Below are 16,203 nucleotides of genomic sequence, written 5' to 3'. Positions count from 1 at the left end.
CCTGCCCCACGCGCGGGAGCATCATGATGGACAGCGCCTTATCGTTCGATGACGCCCTGCAGGGGTTTCTGCTGGATGCCCAGGTGCTGCTGACCCAGGCCCAGGAATGCCTGCAGCACCTGGAACTGATCGATAACGACCCGGATGCCTGCCACTGCCTGGACAATACCCTCGGCAACCTCGCTCGACAGGCCACACACCTGGGCCTGCGCGAAGTCGCCCATTACACCACCGCCCTGCAGCAGTTGCTGGCCCCGGCCTGCCATGGTGGTTGCCTGCAGCGCGAAGCCCTGCCCGCAGTAGGGGCCTGCCTGACCCTGCTGGCCTGGCAGCTGGAACTGGTCGATCCGTGTACCGGGCGGCTTAACCTGGACATCGGCGAGCAACTGGTGCTGCTGGGTGAACTGGCCAAGGTCGTGCGGCAACCCTTTACGCAAGCCTGCATGCCCTGCGACGACCAAGGCAGCGTATTCATCCACCCGCACACCGAGATGGCAGACGGCACGCAGCCAGGCCGCTCATCTCCCAGATATTGACCCGACGCGAAGTGCAACCAGGCGCGTTGCGAGATCAAGCCGGGTGGCACTTTGCTACCCGCCAGCGCCCGTCTGGCAGGCGTTTCAAAGCGCTACCCGACCGCGACCGATGCAGTGCAAAGTGGTAATATGCGCCCCCACAAACGCTTGCAACCTGCAGCGAGCTCGCAAGGTCTCGTGTACGAAAAAAACAATCGAAAGTACTGCACCAAAGCCTCTGACAAGGATTGTGCAAGGCCTCCATCAGCAATACTTCAGTGGCTTCCCTACTTATGTTCCCACGCTTGAAGACTCCTTTGCGTTGCGGCTCCCGCACTCCCCTGCTGCGCTGGGCGACGGTCGGGCTGTGCGTGGCCTCGCTGGTCGCCAACCTGTTGCTGTACCTGGCCGACCAGTCGATCCCGGCCAGCCTGCTGGTGCTGCAGCTGGCCGCCACGCTGGGCGCCGCCGTGCAGCTGGGCCTGCGCGCCAGGTCGATCAGCCTGCGCCCGGCGGAACTGGCCGAGCGCATGCTCAAGGTCCAGGAAGACGAGCGCCAGCACCTGAGCCGGGAACTGCACGACGACATCGGCCAGCTGCTCACCGCCGCCAAGCTGCAGCTGCAGTGGCTGCAAAGGCGCATGCCCGATGAGCTGCAAGGCCACTGCGACGCCCTGCGCAGCACGCTGGATGACACCCTGGGTAACGTGCGCGATGTCTCCGCCCTGCTCAACCCGCGGCAGTTGGCCAGCCTTGGCCTGGAAGCCAGCCTGCGCGCGCACCTGATGCGCACCTTGGGCAACAGCGGTGTGAACTGGAGCCTGGCGTGCAACCAGCGCCTGGGCGGCATCGACGAGGCCGTGGCCATGGCGGTGTTCCGCATTACCCAGGAAGCCGTTACCAACATGCTGCGCCACGCGCAGGCACACAACCTGGTCGTCCGTCTGCAGCGCACCCCCAAAGGGTTGGCGTTGTCGATCCAAGACGATGGCCGTGGTTTCGTACCCGCCAGGCAACCGGCCGAAGCTGGCCAGCGCGGCTTGGCCGGCATGCAGGAGCGGGTAACCGCGTTGCAGGGCAGCCTCGACATCACCAGCCAGCTCGGCCTGGGCACGCGCATCGAGGCGGTGTTCCCATGGCCACCGCGCACCCAGCAACGCGCCAGGAGTACTGCCACCCATGACCTGTAGACTGCTGCTGGTAGACGACCACTCGCTGATCCGTGCCGGGGTGCGCGCACTGGTCTGCGACATCCCTGGTTATGATGTAATCGGTGAAGCCGACGACGGCAGCCAGTTGCTCGAACAGGTACGCAAACTGGCGCCGGACATCGTCTTGCTGGACATCTCCATGCGTTCGACCAGCGGCCTGGATGCCCTCACCCAACTGCGCGCCAGCGGCAGCACCTGCAAGGTGCTGATCCTGTCGATGCACACCGACCCGGACTTGATCATGCGGGCCCTGGAAAGCGGCGCCCACGGCTACCTGCTCAAGGACACCAGCGCCACCGAACTGGAGCAGGCCCTGGCCGCGGTGCGCAACGGCGAGCGCTACCTCAGCCCAGCCATCGCCCATACGGTCATCAACCAGGCGCTGCAGCGCGCCAGGCAGGGCAAGCAACCCGCTGGCGAGCGGCATAACCTCACGGCGCGACAGCTGGAGATCCTGCGCCTGATCGTGCGCGGCAAGGCCACCCGGGAAATCGCCACCGGCCTGGGCCTGTCGATCAAGACCGTGGAAACCCACCGCTCGCAAATCATGAAACGCCTGCAGATCCATGACGTGGCCGGCCTGGTGCTGTTCGCCGTGCGCGAGAAAATCATCAGCCTGGACGACTGAGCAACGGCGACCCGGCCGGCAGGTGCAGGCGCAGTGCAGCAGGCCTGGCCTGGAAGCGCAACGTGTCTGCCTGTGCCGGCTCACCATCGAGGTTGATGTCCAGCCCCTGTGAGCACTTGATCTCGACCCAGGGCAACCGGGCCCGGACGAACAGCCCGTTACCGGCCAACAGATCACGCAGCGCCCCGACCATCTCCTGTGGTGCTGGCAGGATGGCAATGTCGAGCAAGCCATCGTCCACCACCGCCTCAGGGCACAGCACCTGCCCGCCCCCGGCCTGGCGGCCGTTGCCGATCCCCAGCGCCAGCAGGTCACCCTGCCAGTGGAAGTCCGGCCCTTGCAGCGCCACCGAGGCCGCCTGCAGCTCGCTGAAACGCGACAACCCGGTGAACAGGTAGGCGGCGGCACCCAGCACTTTCTTCAGGTCTTCGGAGGTATTGGCCGTGACCTGGCTACCAAAACCGCCCGTGGCCATGTTCAGGAACAACTGGTCGCCGGCCTGGCCCAGGTCTATTGGCTGTGCAGGTATGTTCAGCAAGGCCAGCGCCGTGGCGGGCTCCAGGGGTATGCCGGCAGCCCTGGCAAAATCGTTGGCCGTGCCGAGTGGCAACAACACCAGGCTGGCCTGGGTACCCGCCAGGCCCATGGCCTCGGCAACATCGCGCAGCGTGCCATCCCCGCCTCCGGCGACGATATGGTCGTAACCGGCAGCCAGCGCCTCGTTGACCAGGCGCTGAGCGTCACCGGCCTCCCAGGTGACCCGCACATCCAGTACCCAGCCGCTATCGCGCAGGCCGTGCACGGCGCTGCGCAAGTCTTCGTTCATGGCCTGCTTGCCGTGCAGGATCAGCATTGCCTTGCGCCCTTGCATGTGCGCGCCTCCGTGAAGTGATCAACCCAGATCTCGACCCTCTGCAATCAGGGATCGTTGCATGCTCCCCCAAAATAGCAGGCCAACGCGGTCAATCTTGTGGGAGCGCCCCTATCGCGACACAAGGCCGCTCCCACAAGATTGACCGCGTTGGCCGGACATTAATTGATTAGCGCTGGCCAGTCTTTCCCACACGCCTGGCAATGCACGGCTATGCTCAGCAGATACACCTTTCTTGCCATGGACGCGCCCCGGCAGTGGTTTTTACCACTGCCGCCTACGGGCGCGTCTTGTTATCCGCAGCCTTTAGCGAGGATTCCGGGTCATGCGCATTCTCTGGACACTGCCTTACTTGCCCTGGCCGACCACCAGCGGCAGCAAGACCCGGCAATACCACCTGATACGCGCACTGGCACAGCGGGGCCACCGGATTACCCTGCTGGTGCAATCGAAGACCCCCCTCGGCGATGCTGCCCGCGAGGCCCTGGAACCCTTGCTCGAACGCCTGATCGTGCTGCCCCGTCGGCCCCTGCACAGCCCACTGAACCTGCTGGCCTCGCCGATCTTGGACTACCCCATGCGGGCAATCATCAATGGCCTGGCCCCTCGCCTGCGGCACCGCTTCGAGCAATTGCTGGACGAGCCCTGGGACGTGATCCAGATCGAGCACAGCTACAGCTTCCAGCCGTTCGAGAAGGCCCTGCAGGCACGCGGACTGCCGTACATGCTCAGCGAGCACACCCTGGAATCGGTGATGGGTGGCGCCAGCCACGATCGCCTGCCGCTGTGGTTGCGCCCGCTCAACGCCTTCGACCGCTGGCGCTATCGACGCTGGGAACAGCGGGTATTGCGCCAGCCCACCGAACTGGTGGCGGTCAGCGCCCACGATGCCGAGCTGATCGCGCAGATCAGCGGGCGCCCGGTGAATGTGGTGGTCAATGGCGTGGACTGTGATTTCTACCAGCACGTGCAACCTGCACTGCACAGCCAGCGCCTGCTGTTCGTAGGCAACTTCGAGTGTGGCGCCAACCTGGAGGCCATCGAATGGGCGCTGGAAGACATCATGCCGCAGGTATGGATGAGCAATCCGGCGGTGCGCCTGGCGATTGCCGGGCATGCCATGCCGGCCAGCTGGAAACTGCACTGGAACGACCCGCGTATCGAATGGTTCGGCTACCGCCCCGACCTGCGTGAACTGCAGCGGCGTTCGGCACTGTTCTTCGCACCGCTGCGCTATGCCGGTGGTTCCAAGGTGAAAATCCTCGAAGCGATGGCCGCCGGCTTGCCAGTGATCACCACCGGCAGAGGCGTTTCAGGCCTGGCTGCGAACAACGGCGAGCACTACCTGGGCAGTGAGGATGGCGACCAGCTGGCCCTGCTGATCACCCAGTTGCTCAACCAGCCCTGGCGCATGAGCCAGTTGAGCGACGCCGGGCGCCAGTTCGCCCGCCAGCGCCACGACTGGAGCGTGGCCGCCCAGCAACTGGAGAACGTGCACATGCGCCTGGCCCAGGCGGCACCGGCCGAGGCCGCGCCGCTGGCCAGTGCCTGGCTGGGCCGCTCAGCCAAGTAGCTCGCTGAAGGGAATGAACGGCACGCTGTCACCCTGCTTCGGCGTACTGCCTTCGCGCACTTCCACCAGCCCCTCGGCCCAGGCCGCGCTGCGCAGCACGCCAGAGCTCTGGTTCTTGTAGATGCGCACCTGGCCCTGTTCGATGCGGGCGCGCAGATACTCGCGGCGCGTGCCGGGCTTGGGCCAGTCAAAACCGGCCGGCATGTCGAAACGCAGCGGCGTGACATCGGCCACGCCCTGACGCCGCAACAGGTAGGGCCGGGTCAGCAGGCCGAAGGTGACCAGGGTCGAGGCCGGGTTGCCCGGCAGGCCGATTACCGGCACGCCCTGGAAGTGGCCGAAGGTCAGTGGCTTGCCCGGCTTGATCGCCAGCTTCCACAAGGCCAGCTCGCCGGCTTCGCGCAGGGCGGCACCGAGGTAGTCGGCTTCCCCCACCGAGACACCGCCGGTGGACAGGATCAGGTCGACATCACCCAGCTCGGCCAGGCAGGCGCGGGTGCGTGCCAGGTCATCCGGCAGGATGCCCGCATCGACCACGTCACAGCCCAACCGCTGCAACCAGCTGACCAGCAACCGGCGGTTGCTGTTGTAGATCTGCCCCGGCCCCAGCGGCAGGCCGGGCTCGACCAGTTCGTCACCGGTGGACAGCACCGCCACCCGCACCTTGCGCACAACATCCAGGCGGCCGTGGCCCAAGGTCGCAGCCAGGCCCAGCTCGATCGGCCCCAGCCGGGTGCCGGCGCTCATCACCTGTTCGCCCTTGCGGGTTTCCTGGCCCTGAGGACGAATGTTCTGCCCGGTTTTCAACGGTTCGAGAAAGCGTACCCGGCCATCCTCCGCCACTTCGATGTTTTCCTGCATCTCGACGCAGTCGGCACCTTCGGGCAGCGGTGCCCCGGTGAAGATGCGCGCGCAGGTACCCGGTTGCAGCGGCTGCGGCGCATGGCCGGCGAAAATCCGCTGGCTGACCGGCAGTGGTTCGCCCTGCCAGTCGGCCAGGCGCAGGGCGTAACCGTCCATGGCGCTGTTCGGCCAAGGCGGCAGGTCGAGCGAGGCCACCAGATCGGAGGCCAGCACACGGCCCTCGGCTTCGGCCAGAGGCAGGTTCTCGGTGTCGCGGATCGGAGCCGCTTCAGCCAATGCCAGCAGTTGCTCCAGGGCCTGTTCTACCGGCATCAGCGGCCGGGCCTGGCTGACCTCAGCCACGGCTGTCACAGGCCACTGCCTGCTTCAGGTGCGGCACGAAGTTGCACGGGCGATGGCGGGCATCCAGCTGCTCGGCGAGGATACCGTCCCAACCGGTGCGCACCGCGTTTGTCGAACCCGGCAGGCAGCACACCAAGGTACCGTTGGCCAACCCGGCCAGGGCGCGCGACTGCACGGTGGAGGTGCCAATGTCGGCCACGGAAATCTGCCGGAACAGCTCACCAAAGCCTTCTACCTGCTTGTCCAACAAGCAGGCCACAGCCTCGGGCGTGCTGTCGCGGCCGGTAAAGCCGGTGCCGCCGGTGATCAGCACCACCTGCACGCTGTCATCGGCAATCCAGGTGGCGACCTGGGCGCGAATCTTGTACAGGTCGTCTTTCAGCAGCACGCGCTCGGCAAGGCGATGGCCGGCCGCGCTCAGGCGGTCGACGAACAGCTGGCCGGAGGTATCGGTGTCGAAGGTGCGGGTGTCGCTGACGGTGAGCACGGCGATGTTCAGCGGCACGAAGGGGGTATCTGCCTTGGCTTTCATGGGGGTCCGTCACAAGAAGATGGGATGGCCGCAGTTATAACACAGCGCGCGCCCATCAAAGCGTGACGCCCGTGGCCCTTGCCTTCGATCAATGCCCCGGCTTTGCCGCTATGCTGCACTGTAGACGGAACTTGCGTAGACGCCCTGCGTCTTAATGTCATCTAGCACCATCGCACTGGAGAAACACGATGATTCAACGGACCCTACCCGCCTTCCTGCTCGTCTTGGGCCTGGGCGCCCTCGCTGGCTGCGCATCGCCAACTGTCATTACCCTGAATGACGGTCGCGAAATCCAGGCCACCGACACACCGAAGTACGATGAAGACTCGGGCTTCTACGAATTCGAGCAGCTGGACGGCAAGCGCACGCGCTTGAACAAGGACCAGATCCGCACCGTCAAAGAGCTCTGATCGCACCCTGTTTTTTTGCAAAGGCCCTTTCAACAACAAGGGCTTGCGTGCAAAAAAAGGATGCAGTAGGATTTCTTTCATCGGAGTGTAGCGCAGCCAGGTAGCGCGTCTCGTTCGGGACGAGAAGGCCGCAGGTTCGAATCCTGTCTCTCCGACCAAATCCTTATCAAAAAGCCCGCCTTGTGCGGGCTTTTTGTTATGCCTTGGAAGGTGTCCCACCCCCAGCGCGGCCCCTCTTGTGGGAGCGGCCTTGGGCCGCTCCCACATGTGTCAGTGCGACACCTCAGCCGCCACCGGCACATACAGCAACTGCAGGCGCTCGCTGCTCCACTCACGGGTCTGGTTGGTCAGCGCCAGGTTGTTGTTCAGCTTCTGCCCATAGCTCGGCACGATTTCCTTGAGCCTGGCCTGCCAGGCTGGCGACTGGATACGGTCCTTGAAGGTCTTTTCCAGCACGGTCAGCATGATCGGCGCCGCGGTCGAGGCACCCGGCGAAGCGCCCAGCAACGCAGCGATGCTGCCGTCCTGCGCCGCCACCACTTCAGTACCGAACTGCAGCACACCGCCCAGTACCGGGTCCTTCTTGATCACCTGCACCCGCTGGCCGGCCTGCAGCAGCTTCCAGTCTTCGTTCTTGGCGTTGGGGAAATACTCGCGCAGGGCGTTCATGCGGTCATCGAAACTGAGCATCAACTGCCCCATCAGGTAGGTGCTGAGGTCGATGTTGTCGATACCGGCATTGACCATCGGCAGCACGTTGTGACTGTTCAGCGAGGCGAACATGTCCAGCAGCGAGCCATGCTTGAGGTACTTGGTGGAGAAGGTGGCGAACGGGCCGAACAGCAGCACCTGCTTGCCATCGATCATCCGCGTGTCCAGGTGCGGTACCGACATCGGCGGCGCGCCGACCGAGGCCTTGCCGTACAGCTTGGCCTGGTGGCGGGCGACCAGGTCGGGGTTGTCGGTCATCAGGAACTGGCCACCGACCGGGAAGCCGGCATAGCCTTCGGCTTCGGGGATGCCCGACTTCTGCAGCAGCTTCAGCGCGCCACCACCGGCACCAATGAACACGAAGCGGGCGTTGACGGCCTTTTCCTTGCCACCGTTGGCCAGGTCGGCCACCCGCACCTGCCAGGTGCCGTCGTCGTTGCGCACGATGTCGCGCACTTCATGACGCAGGTTCAGCGACACGTTGGGGTTGCGGGTCATCGCGGCGAACAGCTGGCGAGTGATTTCGCCAAAGTTCACGTCGGTGCCGATGGCCATGCGCGTGGCGGCGACCTTCTGCCCCGGGTCACGGCCTTCCATCACCAGCGGGGCCCACTTACGGATCTGCTCGTGGTCTTCGGAGATTTCCATGCCGCGGAACAGCGAACTGTGCTGCAGGGCGTCGACGCGCTTGTGCAGGAAGGCGACGTTGTCGTCACCCCAGACAAAGCTCATGTGCGGCACGTTGTTGATGAACGACTTCGGGTTGCTCAGCACGCCCTGCTCGACCTGGTAGGCCCAGAACTGCTTGGATACCTCGAACTGCTCGTTGACCCCCACAGCCTTGCTGATGTCGATGCTGCCGTCCTTGCCGACGCTGGTGTAGTTCAGCTCGCAGAACGCGGAGTGACCGGTACCGGCGTTGTTCCAGGCGTTGGAGCTTTCTTCGGCCACCTGGTCCAGGCGTTCGTAGACGTCGACCTTCCAGGAGGGCTCCAGCTCGGTGAGGTAGGTGCCCAGGCTGGCACTCATGATGCCACCGCCGATCAGCAGCACGTCGACGGTCTTTTCCGGTTCCGCAGGTTTGGAGCAGCCGATGACGCCCAGGCAGAGGAACGTCAGCAGGAATTTCTTCATTGATGTTATCCAGTTGTTGTGTACACGCGCGCCGCCTTGAGCAGGGAACGTGCCAACTGGGTTTCGAGCAATGAATACGGGGGGCTCGCGACGGGGAGCGTGGCGACAATCCGCCACAGGGCATAGGATGAAGCAGTGAAAGTGGCGGGTTTCCCCAGCAGCCAGCCCGGCGCAGCCTCTTTGTGGGAGCGGCCTTGTGTCGCGAAAGGGCCGCGCAGCGGCCCCAGGATATCAGCGTCCATGCAGAGATTGCCGGGGCCGCTTTGCGGCCCTTTCGCGACACAAGGCCGCTCCCACAAGGACTGCGTCAGGCAGTGAGGCGGGAGGTGACTTCGCCCAGTTGCCCCGACAACCCATGCAGGCGCTGCCCCGCCTGCTCGGTATGTTGTACGGCCTCCTGGTTGGCCGTGGCGATGCGGGTGATTTCGATCAGGTTGCGCGAGATGTCCTCGGCCACGCTGGTCTGCTCTTCGGCCGCCGTGGCGATCTGCCGGTTCATGTCGCGGATTGCCTCCACCGCCAGGGTGATGCGCTGCAGCATCTGCCCGGCCTGCTGCACCTGTTCGGCACCCTCCTCGCTGCGCTGCTGGCCGCTTTCGATGGCCTTGACCGCTTCCAACGCCCCCGACTGCACCGCTTCGATGATCTGGTGGATCTCGGCAATCGAGGCCGCCGTACGCTGGGCCAGGCTGCGCACCTCATCGGCGACTACCGCAAATCCACGCCCGGCCTCGCCGGCACGGGCCGCTTCGATGGCCGCGTTGAGCGCCAGCAGGTTGGTCTGCTCGGCAATGCCACGGATCACTTCGAGGACTTTGCCAATGCGCGTGCTGTCATGCTCCAGGTCGCGAATCACCGCCGCCGTACCGGCAATTTCGCGGTTGACCACGCCGATGATATCGATGGTCTGTTGCATCACCTGCTCGCCCGCCTGGGCACTGTGGTCGGCGTCGTCCGCCGCGCGGGCAGCCTCGGCGGCGTGGCGCGCGACCTCCTGGGCGGTGGCGGACATCTCGTGCATGGCCGTGGCCACCTGGTCGGTGCGCTGGAACTGGTCATGGGTGCCACGGGCCATGTCGCCGGCGATGCTGCGCAACCGGCCGCTGGCACCCTCCAGTTCCTGGGCGTTGTCCTGCAGCCGGACGACGGTGTCGGCGAGGAAGTCGCGCAGGGTGTTGGCGGCCCGCGCCAGGCGACCCAGTTCGTCCTCGCGGCGGCTGTCTACCCGGGCGGCAAAGCGGCCCTGGCTAAGCTGCGCGACATACTCGATCAATTGACGAATCGGCTCGATCAGGCTGCGGTTGACCAGCCACAGGCTGAGCAACCCCACCAACACCGCCGAGGCCAACATCACCAGCAAGCCCAGCCATACCGTGCGCTCGGCACCGGCACTGAGGCTGGCGGCTTGCTGATGGGCATCGGCACGCAGTTGCTCGACCAGTTCGCTCATCTGCTCGCTGGCGGCGCGGTCCACGCCCTTGACCGCCTGATCGCCAGCAACCGGGTCGCCGCCCGCTGCCAGGAATGCCTGGCGCCCCTGCGCATAGGCCTGGCCCAGCTGCCGGTGGCTGTCACGCAGTTGCTGCAATGGCGCCTTGAGCCTGGCGTCGCTGCTGTCGATCAATTGCCCGAGCAGTTGCTGCACCTGCTGCTCGCGAGCCTGGAACTGTTGCCAGTACTTGTCCATGTCAGCCGGCTGGCGCCCGCGCAACAGCACGTTCTTCCATTCCTGCACCTGGATCTTGAACTGCAGGTTGGCTTCATCGATCAATTGCGAGGCCCGCAGCGGCCCGTCAACCAGCTCGGCGTAGCCGCGCACGCTGGACGAGAGAAACTGGAAGCACACCAGGGCGATCAGCAACATCGCCACCAGACTGCCGCCGAGCAGGGAGAGAATTTGCACTCTGAGGGATTTACGCAACATCTTGGATCTCGGAAAGCAGGAGGAAGACCGGGGGGCCGCGCAAGCTGGCAATGGGGTGCAACGCAGCCCGGTTACTGGCAGGCCAAAAAAAGGCTGCCATCAAGCAATGGCAGCCAGGTCGAGCACTTACGCAACAGTTGAGCTAGATACTCTCAGGCAAATACTACAGAAATGTTACAAGGCCACTACCAGCTACCCCGTAGTGAACTGCAAGGCCGCCAGCCGCGCATACAGCGGGCTCTCTTCGATCAACTGGCGATGCGTCCCCACCGCCACCAGCCGGCCCTTGTCGATGACCGCGATACGGTCGGCGTGCTGTACCGTAGCCAGACGATGGGCGATAACCAGGGTGGTGCGCCCGGCCATCAGGCTGGGCAACGCCTGCTGGATCAGGTGTTCGCTTTGCGCGTCGAGGGCGCTGGTGGCTTCGTCCAGCAACAGGATCGGTGCATCGACCAGCAACGCACGGGCGATGGCCAGGCGTTGCCGCTGCCCGCCGGACAGGCCGATACCACCCTCGCCCAGCGGTGTCTGGTAGCCCTGCGGCAGTTGCCGGATGAATGCGTCGGCATGGGCACCACGGGCCGCTGCCTCGACCTCTGCCAGGGTCGCCTCGGGCCGGCCATAGCGGATGTTGGCCTCGACCGTGCCGCGAAACAGCGAAGGGTTTTGTGCCACCAGGGCGAACTGCTGCCGCAGTTGATCAGGGTCGAGTTCGGTAATCGCCCGGCCATCGAGCAGGATGCGCCCTTGCTGGGGGTCGTAGAAGCGCAGCAACAAATCGAACAAGGTCGACTTGCCCGCCCCCGATGGCCCAACCAGCGCCACGGTCTGCCCCGGCTCAATGGCCAGGCTCAGGCCATCGACAGCCGCCACCGAGGGCCGTGACGGATAAGCGAACACCAACTGCTGCAACTCGATACGCCCACTGGCCCGCTGCTGCGGCAGCACCTGCGCCACGGCCGGCGGCAGGATTGCACTGCGCGCCGCTAACAGTTCGGCAATGCGCTCGGCCGCACCCGCCGCCCGCTGCAGCTCGCCGATGACCTCGCTGAGGGTACCGAAGGCACTGCCGACGATCAGGCTGTAGAATACGAATGCGGCCAGTTCGCCCGCGGAAATACGCCCGGCGATCACATCCATGCCGCCAACCCACAACATCACCCCCACCGCCCCCAGCACCAGCACGATCACCAGGGTGATAAGCCAGGCACGCTGGGCAATCCGCTGCCGGGCCACGGCAAACGCCGCTTCGACCGTGCCGGCGAACAGCTCGCGGTCATGCGCCTGATGGTTGTAGGCCTGCACGGTCTTGATCTGCCCAAGGGCCTCGGCCACATAGCTGCCCACATCGGCCACCCGGTCCTGGCTCTGCCGCGACAGGCTGCGTACCCGGCGGCCGAACAGCAGGATCGGCGCCAGCACCAGCGGCAGGGCCACTACCACGATGCTGGTGAGCTTCGGGTTGGTGATGAACAGCAACACCACGCCACCGATGACCATCAGCGCGTTGCGCAGGAACATCGACAGCGATGAACCGATTACCGATTGCAGCAAGGTGGTGTCGGCGGTCAGCCGCGACTGGATCTCGGAGCTGCGGTTGTCTTCGAAAAAACCGGGATGCAAGCCGATCAGGTGGTCGAACACGGCCCGACGGATATCAGCCACGCAGCGCTCGCCGATCCACGACACCAGATAGAAGCGGCTGAAGGTACCCACTGCCAGGGCCAGCACCAGCAGCAGGAACAGCCCGATAGTCTGGTTGAGCTGATGCGCGGAACGGGTCATGAAGCCCTGGTCCACCAGCAGGCGAATGCCCTGCCCCATGGACAGGGTGATGGCGGCGGTGACAACCAGGGCCAGCAAGGCCAGCAGCACCTGGCGACGGTACGGACGGACGAACTGCCAACCCAGGCGCAAGGCACGGCGTTGGCGCGGGGAAACCGATTCGGGCATGGCGCTGACCACAGTGGTGGGGAAACCGCAGCCTACCACTCATCCAGGCCAGGGGAACCCTTGTACGGTTGCTATAGCCTATCGGTCTAACCAAGCTATGGAGCTTTACTGCCGTTTCTGTTGGACTGTGCCTGCCGTGACCCTGCAGGAACTGTCACAGGCCAGTCACGGCACAGGGTTACCCTGCGCTTGAACCTGATGAGGAGACAATACATGAGCTTGCAGCATGGCAGCGACAACCAGAAGCCCCGGACCACCCCACAACCGCAGGTGTGCGGGTCGATCATCGACGCCCAGGGGCGCGAAGTACCGATCACCGAACAGATGATCCAGCAGGCCTGCAAGGCCCTGGAAGAAAGCCGGGTCGAGCGCGTACGCAAAGGTTGATCGGCGAGTTTCTTGCAACCCGGCGCTTGCGCCGGGTTTTTATTTGCCTGAATCCTGTGCTGGCCCTTTCGCGGGTAAACCCGCTCCCACAGGGACCACACCAGCCTTGAGATCAGCGGGGCACCTGTGGGAGCGGGTTTACCCGCGAAAAGGCCGGTACTGCGCTCAACATACCGTCAGACCAGCACCCCACCCAAGGCACTGACCAGCTGCGCCAACTGCGGCGACTCCCCACGCAAGCGCACCCCTAGCCCCTCGATCTCGCGCCGTGGCGGGTACTGCTTGCGCAACTGGTCGAACGCTGCACGCTGCTGCTGCGGGTCGTCGCTGAGGCTGCGGCGGAAATCGGCATCGTCGCGGCGCGGGTCGTACACCGCGCGGCACAGGGTGGCCATGGCCCAGGCCGGGTCGGTGCTGGCATCCAGCTCGATCTGCGCAAGCGGCGGCCGAGGCAGCAGGTCGGCCAGTTGCACCTGTTCATCCACACCGAGGAAGCGGCACAGCGCCTGGTAGATCTGCGCCGTACCACGCTGGCGACCGTCAAGGCTATAGCCGGCAATGTGCGGCGAAGCCAGCGTGCACAGGTCGGCCAGTTGCAAGTCGACCTGCGGCTCACCCTCCCACACATCCAGCACCGCATGCACGTCTTCGCGGTCCAGCAGCAGTTCGCGCAGGGCCGCGTTGTCCACCACCGGGCCACGGCTGGCGTTGACCAGCCACGCACCCGGGCGCAACTGCGCCAGCTGCGCCTGGCCCAGCAGGTGCCAGGTCGGGTGCTCGCCGCCACGCTGCAAGGGGGTGTGCAGGCTGATCACATCGCACTGTTGCAGGATAGTCTCGAGGCTGACGTAGTCGCCGCCCTCGGCGGCCTGGCGCAGCGGGTCGCATACCAGTACCTTCCAGCCCAGGCCGTGCAGCACCCGCACCAGGCGGCCACCCACTTCACCTGCGCCCACCACGCCATACACGCGCTCGGGCAGTGCCACGCCATCCAGCTCGGCCAGGGTCAGCAGGCTGCCCAGCACGTAATCGACCACGCCGCGGGCATTGCAGCCCGGCGCGCTGCTCCAGCGGATCCCGGCCTCGGCAAAGTAGTTCAGGTCGAGGTGGTCGGTGCCGATGGTGCAGGTGCCGACAAAGCGCACACGGCTGCCTTCGAGCAGCTGGCGGTCGACCTTGGTCACCGAGCGCACCAGCAGGATGTCGGCGTCCTTGACGCTGGCGGCATCGAGGCTTCGGCCCGGGTAACGGCGGATTTCGCCGAAACCCTGGAAGAAGGCATCGAGCAGCGGGATGTTCTCGTCGGCAACTATCAGCATGGCGCTCTCCTGTCTGGGGAACGCAGTTTAGGCGCAACGCCGGGCGTGTTCCAGAGCGCTTCAGTCGGCTTTCTTGCGGATCCAGTAAAGGAAGGTACCGGCGTCCTCCTGCTGCTGCAGCAGTTCGTGGCCGAGGAAGTTGCAGAACTTGGGGATGTCGCGGCGGGTCGAGGGGTCGGTGGCGATGACCTTGAGCAGGCCGCCAGCGGCCAGGTCACGCACGTGCTGGTGCAGCATCATCACCGGTTCCGGGCAGTTCAGGCCAGTGGCGTCGAGGATGGCGTCGGGGGTGAAATCGGTCATGGGGGGCTCCGCAAATGATCGCTATTGTCGCGCATCGCGCCATTTCGACCAAGGGGCCTCAGACGCATGCCTTAAGGTTTGTGTGTGCGTCGAAATCGAGCGCCGCCCGCGCGGCGCTTCGCGGGACAAGCCCGCTCCCACATCTGTTTCGGGCCAATTACTCCTGCGCCAGATGGGTTGCAGCCCTGGGGCATGGCTGAAGATCGATGAAGAGCAGTCGCGCCCCCTCGATATCGAATGGAACAAACAAGGCGGACACAGGTGCCCTCACAGGAGTGACTGGCCCGAAACAGATGTGGGAGCGGGCTTGCCCCGCGAAGCGCCGCGCGGGCGGCGCTCGATCTCAACACCAACCAAAAACTCAAGCCATGCACCTGCAACCCCACAGAACCCAAACCCTGCGCCCGAAACTCAGCGCGGCTTCAAGTCCAACCGGCGCAGATGGCAGGTCACTTCCTCACGGTCGTGGTACAGCTGCTTGCAGGCAATCGACACCTTGATCTTGCGCGCCTTGAACGTCGCCTCCATGCGGTCGAGCAGCCGGCGTACCTCGGCATAACGCTGCTTCATCGGCAGCTTCAGGTTGACCACCGCCTCACGGCACAACCCCTCACCCAGCCAGGTTTCGATCAGCGAAGTGGTACGCGCCGGCTTCTCGACGATGTCGCATACCATCCAGTCCACCGGCTGCTTCGGTTGCCAGGTGAAACCATCGGCCATCAGGTGCTGGACCAACCCGGTGTCCATCAGGCTTTCGGCCATCGGCCCGTTGTCGATGGCAGTCACCAGCATGCCCCGGCGTACCAGCTGGTAGGTCCAGCCACCCGGCGAAGCCCCCAGGTCAACACCGGTCATGTCATCACCCAGGCGCTGCTCCCACTGCTCGCGCGGAATGAACTGGTGCCAGGCTTCTTCCAGCTTGAGGGTCGAGCGGCTGGGCGCCTCGCGGGGGAATTTCAGGCGCGGGATGCCCATGGGCCACAGCGCGCTGTTGTTGGCAGGGGCAACGCCAGCGAACACCCGGCGGCCGCTGATGAAGGTGAGCAACAGGCGTGGGCGGCTGGCATCGTCGACCAGGCGGCCGGCCTTTTCCAGGGCCTTGCGTAGCGGCACCTCGAACTTGCGGCAGAAGGTGGACAATTCCTTGCCTTCGTTGCTGTCCAGCACTTCCAGCCACAGGCTGCCGAACACCGGGAACTCGGCCAGGTGCGCCAGCAGCACACTGATACGGTCGCTTTCCGGCAGTTCGACATAACCGCCACGGGCCCACTGCCGCGGGAAAATCAGTTGGTTGAAGCGCAGCTCCCCCATCAAGCGCTCGGCACCGCCCTCCTCGCTACAGACAAACTCGGCACTGGCACTTTGCGGCTTGCCTTTGGCATAGCCGGCAACGCCCAGGCGGGCGGCATGTTCGCTGATTTCGGCGCACACCTCACCCTCGAAACCGGGCCGGCAATGCATGAACAGGGTATTCATCTCTCACTCCACTACGGCTGGCGCGCCACAGGCGCCGGCAGGGCGGC

15 protein-coding genes, 1 tRNA gene and 1 pseudogene are annotated in these 16,203 nt (G+C 64.9%); 7 read left to right on the top strand and 10 right to left on the bottom strand.

Going from position 1 to position 16,203, the window contains the following annotated elements:
- Nucleotides 1–26 precede the first annotated feature (26 nt).
- The 3 genes from A4C63_RS18070 (at nucleotide 27) to A4C63_RS18060 (ending at nucleotide 2,354) form a co-directional block, all read left to right on the top strand.
- Nucleotides 27–536, top strand: coding sequence for a hypothetical protein (locus A4C63_RS18070; protein ID WP_063913889.1), 510 nt, complete (start codon nucleotides 27–29; stop codon nucleotides 534–536).
- A gap of 272 nt (nucleotides 537–808) precedes the next feature.
- Complete coding sequence (locus A4C63_RS18065) at nucleotides 809–1,705, top strand: sensor histidine kinase (RefSeq protein WP_063913888.1); 897 nt, start codon at nucleotides 809–811, stop codon at nucleotides 1,703–1,705.
- Complete coding sequence (locus tag A4C63_RS18060) at nucleotides 1,695–2,354, top strand: response regulator transcription factor (RefSeq protein WP_063913887.1); 660 nt, start codon at nucleotides 1,695–1,697, stop codon at nucleotides 2,352–2,354. The genes A4C63_RS18065 and A4C63_RS18060 overlap by 11 nt, the downstream gene beginning before the upstream one ends.
- On the opposite strand, the gene yegS is transcribed toward A4C63_RS18060, so the two are convergent.
- Nucleotides 2,338–3,225 carry a lipid kinase YegS gene (yegS, locus tag A4C63_RS18055; RefSeq protein WP_063913886.1) on the bottom strand — a complete coding sequence of 296 codons (888 nt, stop codon included), beginning with the start codon at nucleotides 3,223–3,225 and terminating at the stop codon, nucleotides 2,338–2,340. The genes A4C63_RS18060 and yegS overlap by 17 nt on opposite strands.
- A 325-nt stretch (nucleotides 3,226–3,550) precedes the next feature.
- On the opposite strand from yegS, the gene A4C63_RS18050 reads away from it, so the two are divergent.
- Nucleotides 3,551–4,798: a glycosyltransferase family 4 protein gene (locus A4C63_RS18050; protein WP_063913885.1), complete on the top strand. Its 1,248-nt coding sequence runs from the start codon at nucleotides 3,551–3,553 to the stop codon at nucleotides 4,796–4,798.
- On the opposite strand, the gene glp is transcribed toward A4C63_RS18050, so the two are convergent.
- Nucleotides 4,787–5,974 (bottom strand): gephyrin-like molybdotransferase Glp, encoded by a 1,188-nt coding sequence (glp, locus tag A4C63_RS18045; RefSeq protein WP_172827538.1) that lies wholly within the window; start codon nucleotides 5,972–5,974, stop codon nucleotides 4,787–4,789. The two genes, A4C63_RS18050 and glp, sit on opposite strands and share 12 nt — an antisense overlap.
- A 22-nt stretch (nucleotides 5,975–5,996) precedes the next feature.
- On the bottom strand, nucleotides 5,997–6,536 hold the full coding sequence (moaB, locus tag A4C63_RS18040) for a molybdenum cofactor biosynthesis protein B (RefSeq protein ID WP_063913883.1): 540 nt from the start codon (nucleotides 6,534–6,536) through the stop codon (nucleotides 5,997–5,999).
- 188 nt (nucleotides 6,537–6,724) lie between these two features.
- Between moaB and A4C63_RS18035 the strand changes: the two genes are divergently transcribed.
- Both A4C63_RS18035 and A4C63_RS18030 read left to right on the top strand, forming a co-directional pair.
- Nucleotides 6,725–6,946: a YgdI/YgdR family lipoprotein gene (locus tag A4C63_RS18035; protein WP_063913882.1), complete on the top strand. Its 222-nt coding sequence runs from the start codon at nucleotides 6,725–6,727 to the stop codon at nucleotides 6,944–6,946.
- Between the two features lie 81 nt (nucleotides 6,947–7,027).
- Nucleotides 7,028–7,104, top strand: a tRNA-Pro gene (locus A4C63_RS18030).
- A gap of 112 nt (nucleotides 7,105–7,216) precedes the next feature.
- Here the strand turns inward: A4C63_RS18030 and mqo are convergent.
- The 4 genes and pseudogenes from mqo to A4C63_RS18015 form a co-directional block, all read right to left on the bottom strand.
- Nucleotides 7,217–8,791, bottom strand: a complete 1,575-nt coding sequence (gene mqo, locus A4C63_RS18025) for a malate dehydrogenase (quinone) (protein ID WP_063913881.1) — start codon at nucleotides 8,789–8,791, stop codon at nucleotides 7,217–7,219.
- A gap of 307 nt (nucleotides 8,792–9,098) precedes the next feature.
- A complete protein-coding gene (locus tag A4C63_RS27070) occupies nucleotides 9,099–9,803 on the bottom strand; it encodes a methyl-accepting chemotaxis protein (protein WP_371106105.1) in 705 nt (234 codons plus the stop codon).
- A gap of 228 nt (nucleotides 9,804–10,031) precedes the next feature.
- A pseudogene (locus A4C63_RS27065) lies at nucleotides 10,032–10,142 on the bottom strand (hypothetical protein); the annotation flags it as partial.
- Between the two features lie 765 nt (nucleotides 10,143–10,907).
- Entirely contained in the window at nucleotides 10,908–12,671 is a 1,764-nt protein-coding gene (locus A4C63_RS18015) for an ABC transporter transmembrane domain-containing protein (protein ID WP_063914080.1), read from the bottom strand.
- A gap of 213 nt (nucleotides 12,672–12,884) precedes the next feature.
- Between A4C63_RS18015 and A4C63_RS26585 the strand changes: the two genes are divergently transcribed.
- Entirely contained in the window at nucleotides 12,885–13,058 is a 174-nt protein-coding gene (locus A4C63_RS26585) for a PA1571 family protein (RefSeq protein WP_170929323.1), read from the top strand.
- A 176-nt stretch (nucleotides 13,059–13,234) separates the two neighbouring features.
- On the opposite strand, the gene pdxB is transcribed toward A4C63_RS26585, so the two are convergent.
- From pdxB to rlmM, 3 genes are all read right to left on the bottom strand, one after another.
- Nucleotides 13,235–14,377, bottom strand: a complete 1,143-nt coding sequence (gene pdxB / locus A4C63_RS18010; protein WP_063913879.1) for a 4-phosphoerythronate dehydrogenase PdxB — start codon at nucleotides 14,375–14,377, stop codon at nucleotides 13,235–13,237.
- 60 nt (nucleotides 14,378–14,437) lie between these two features.
- Nucleotides 14,438–14,680, bottom strand: coding sequence for a sulfurtransferase TusA (tusA, locus tag A4C63_RS18005; RefSeq protein ID WP_016500764.1), 243 nt, complete (start codon nucleotides 14,678–14,680; stop codon nucleotides 14,438–14,440).
- A 411-nt stretch (nucleotides 14,681–15,091) separates the two neighbouring features.
- On the bottom strand, nucleotides 15,092–16,156 hold the full coding sequence (gene rlmM / locus A4C63_RS18000; RefSeq protein ID WP_063913878.1) for a 23S rRNA (cytidine(2498)-2'-O)-methyltransferase RlmM: 1,065 nt from the start codon (nucleotides 16,154–16,156) through the stop codon (nucleotides 15,092–15,094).
- Between the last annotated feature and the right edge of the window lie 47 nt (nucleotides 16,157–16,203).

Source organism: Pseudomonas sp. p21, from assembly GCF_001642705.1.
GTDB lineage: Bacteria > Pseudomonadota > Gammaproteobacteria > Pseudomonadales > Pseudomonadaceae > Aquipseudomonas.
This window is presented reverse-complemented; position numbering and strand designations above follow the sequence as displayed.

Bases quoted from the DNA above. Each gene is read 5' to 3' on its own strand.
- mqo (WP_063913881.1), bottom strand. From the start codon at position 8,791: ATGAAGAAATTCCTGCTGACGTTCCTCTGCCTGGGCGTCATCGGCTGC.
- A4C63_RS18060 (WP_063913887.1), top strand. From the start codon at position 1,695: ATGACCTGTAGACTGCTGCTGGTAGACGACCACTCGCTGATCCGTGCC.
- moaB (WP_063913883.1), bottom strand. From the start codon at position 6,536: ATGAAAGCCAAGGCAGATACCCCCTTCGTGCCGCTGAACATCGCCGTG.
- A4C63_RS18050 (WP_063913885.1), top strand. From the start codon at position 3,551: ATGCGCATTCTCTGGACACTGCCTTACTTGCCCTGGCCGACCACCAGC.
- pdxB (WP_063913879.1), bottom strand. From the start codon at position 14,377: ATGCTGATAGTTGCCGACGAGAACATCCCGCTGCTCGATGCCTTCTTC.
- glp (WP_172827538.1), bottom strand. From the start codon at position 5,974: ATGCCGGTAGAACAGGCCCTGGAGCAACTGCTGGCATTGGCTGAAGCG.
- A4C63_RS18070 (WP_063913889.1), top strand. From the start codon at position 27: ATGGACAGCGCCTTATCGTTCGATGACGCCCTGCAGGGGTTTCTGCTG.
- rlmM (WP_063913878.1), bottom strand. From the start codon at position 16,156: ATGAATACCCTGTTCATGCATTGCCGGCCCGGTTTCGAGGGTGAGGTG.
- yegS (WP_063913886.1), bottom strand. From the start codon at position 3,225: ATGCAAGGGCGCAAGGCAATGCTGATCCTGCACGGCAAGCAGGCCATG.
- A4C63_RS18015 (WP_063914080.1), bottom strand. From the start codon at position 12,671: ATGCCCGAATCGGTTTCCCCGCGCCAACGCCGTGCCTTGCGCCTGGGT.
- A4C63_RS26585 (WP_170929323.1), top strand. From the start codon at position 12,885: ATGAGCTTGCAGCATGGCAGCGACAACCAGAAGCCCCGGACCACCCCA.
- A4C63_RS18065 (WP_063913888.1), top strand. From the start codon at position 809: ATGTTCCCACGCTTGAAGACTCCTTTGCGTTGCGGCTCCCGCACTCCC.
- A4C63_RS27070 (WP_371106105.1), bottom strand. From the start codon at position 9,803: ATGTCCGCCACCGCCCAGGAGGTCGCGCGCCACGCCGCCGAGGCTGCC.
- A4C63_RS18035 (WP_063913882.1), top strand. From the start codon at position 6,725: ATGATTCAACGGACCCTACCCGCCTTCCTGCTCGTCTTGGGCCTGGGC.
- tusA (WP_016500764.1), bottom strand. From the start codon at position 14,680: ATGACCGATTTCACCCCCGACGCCATCCTCGACGCCACTGGCCTGAAC.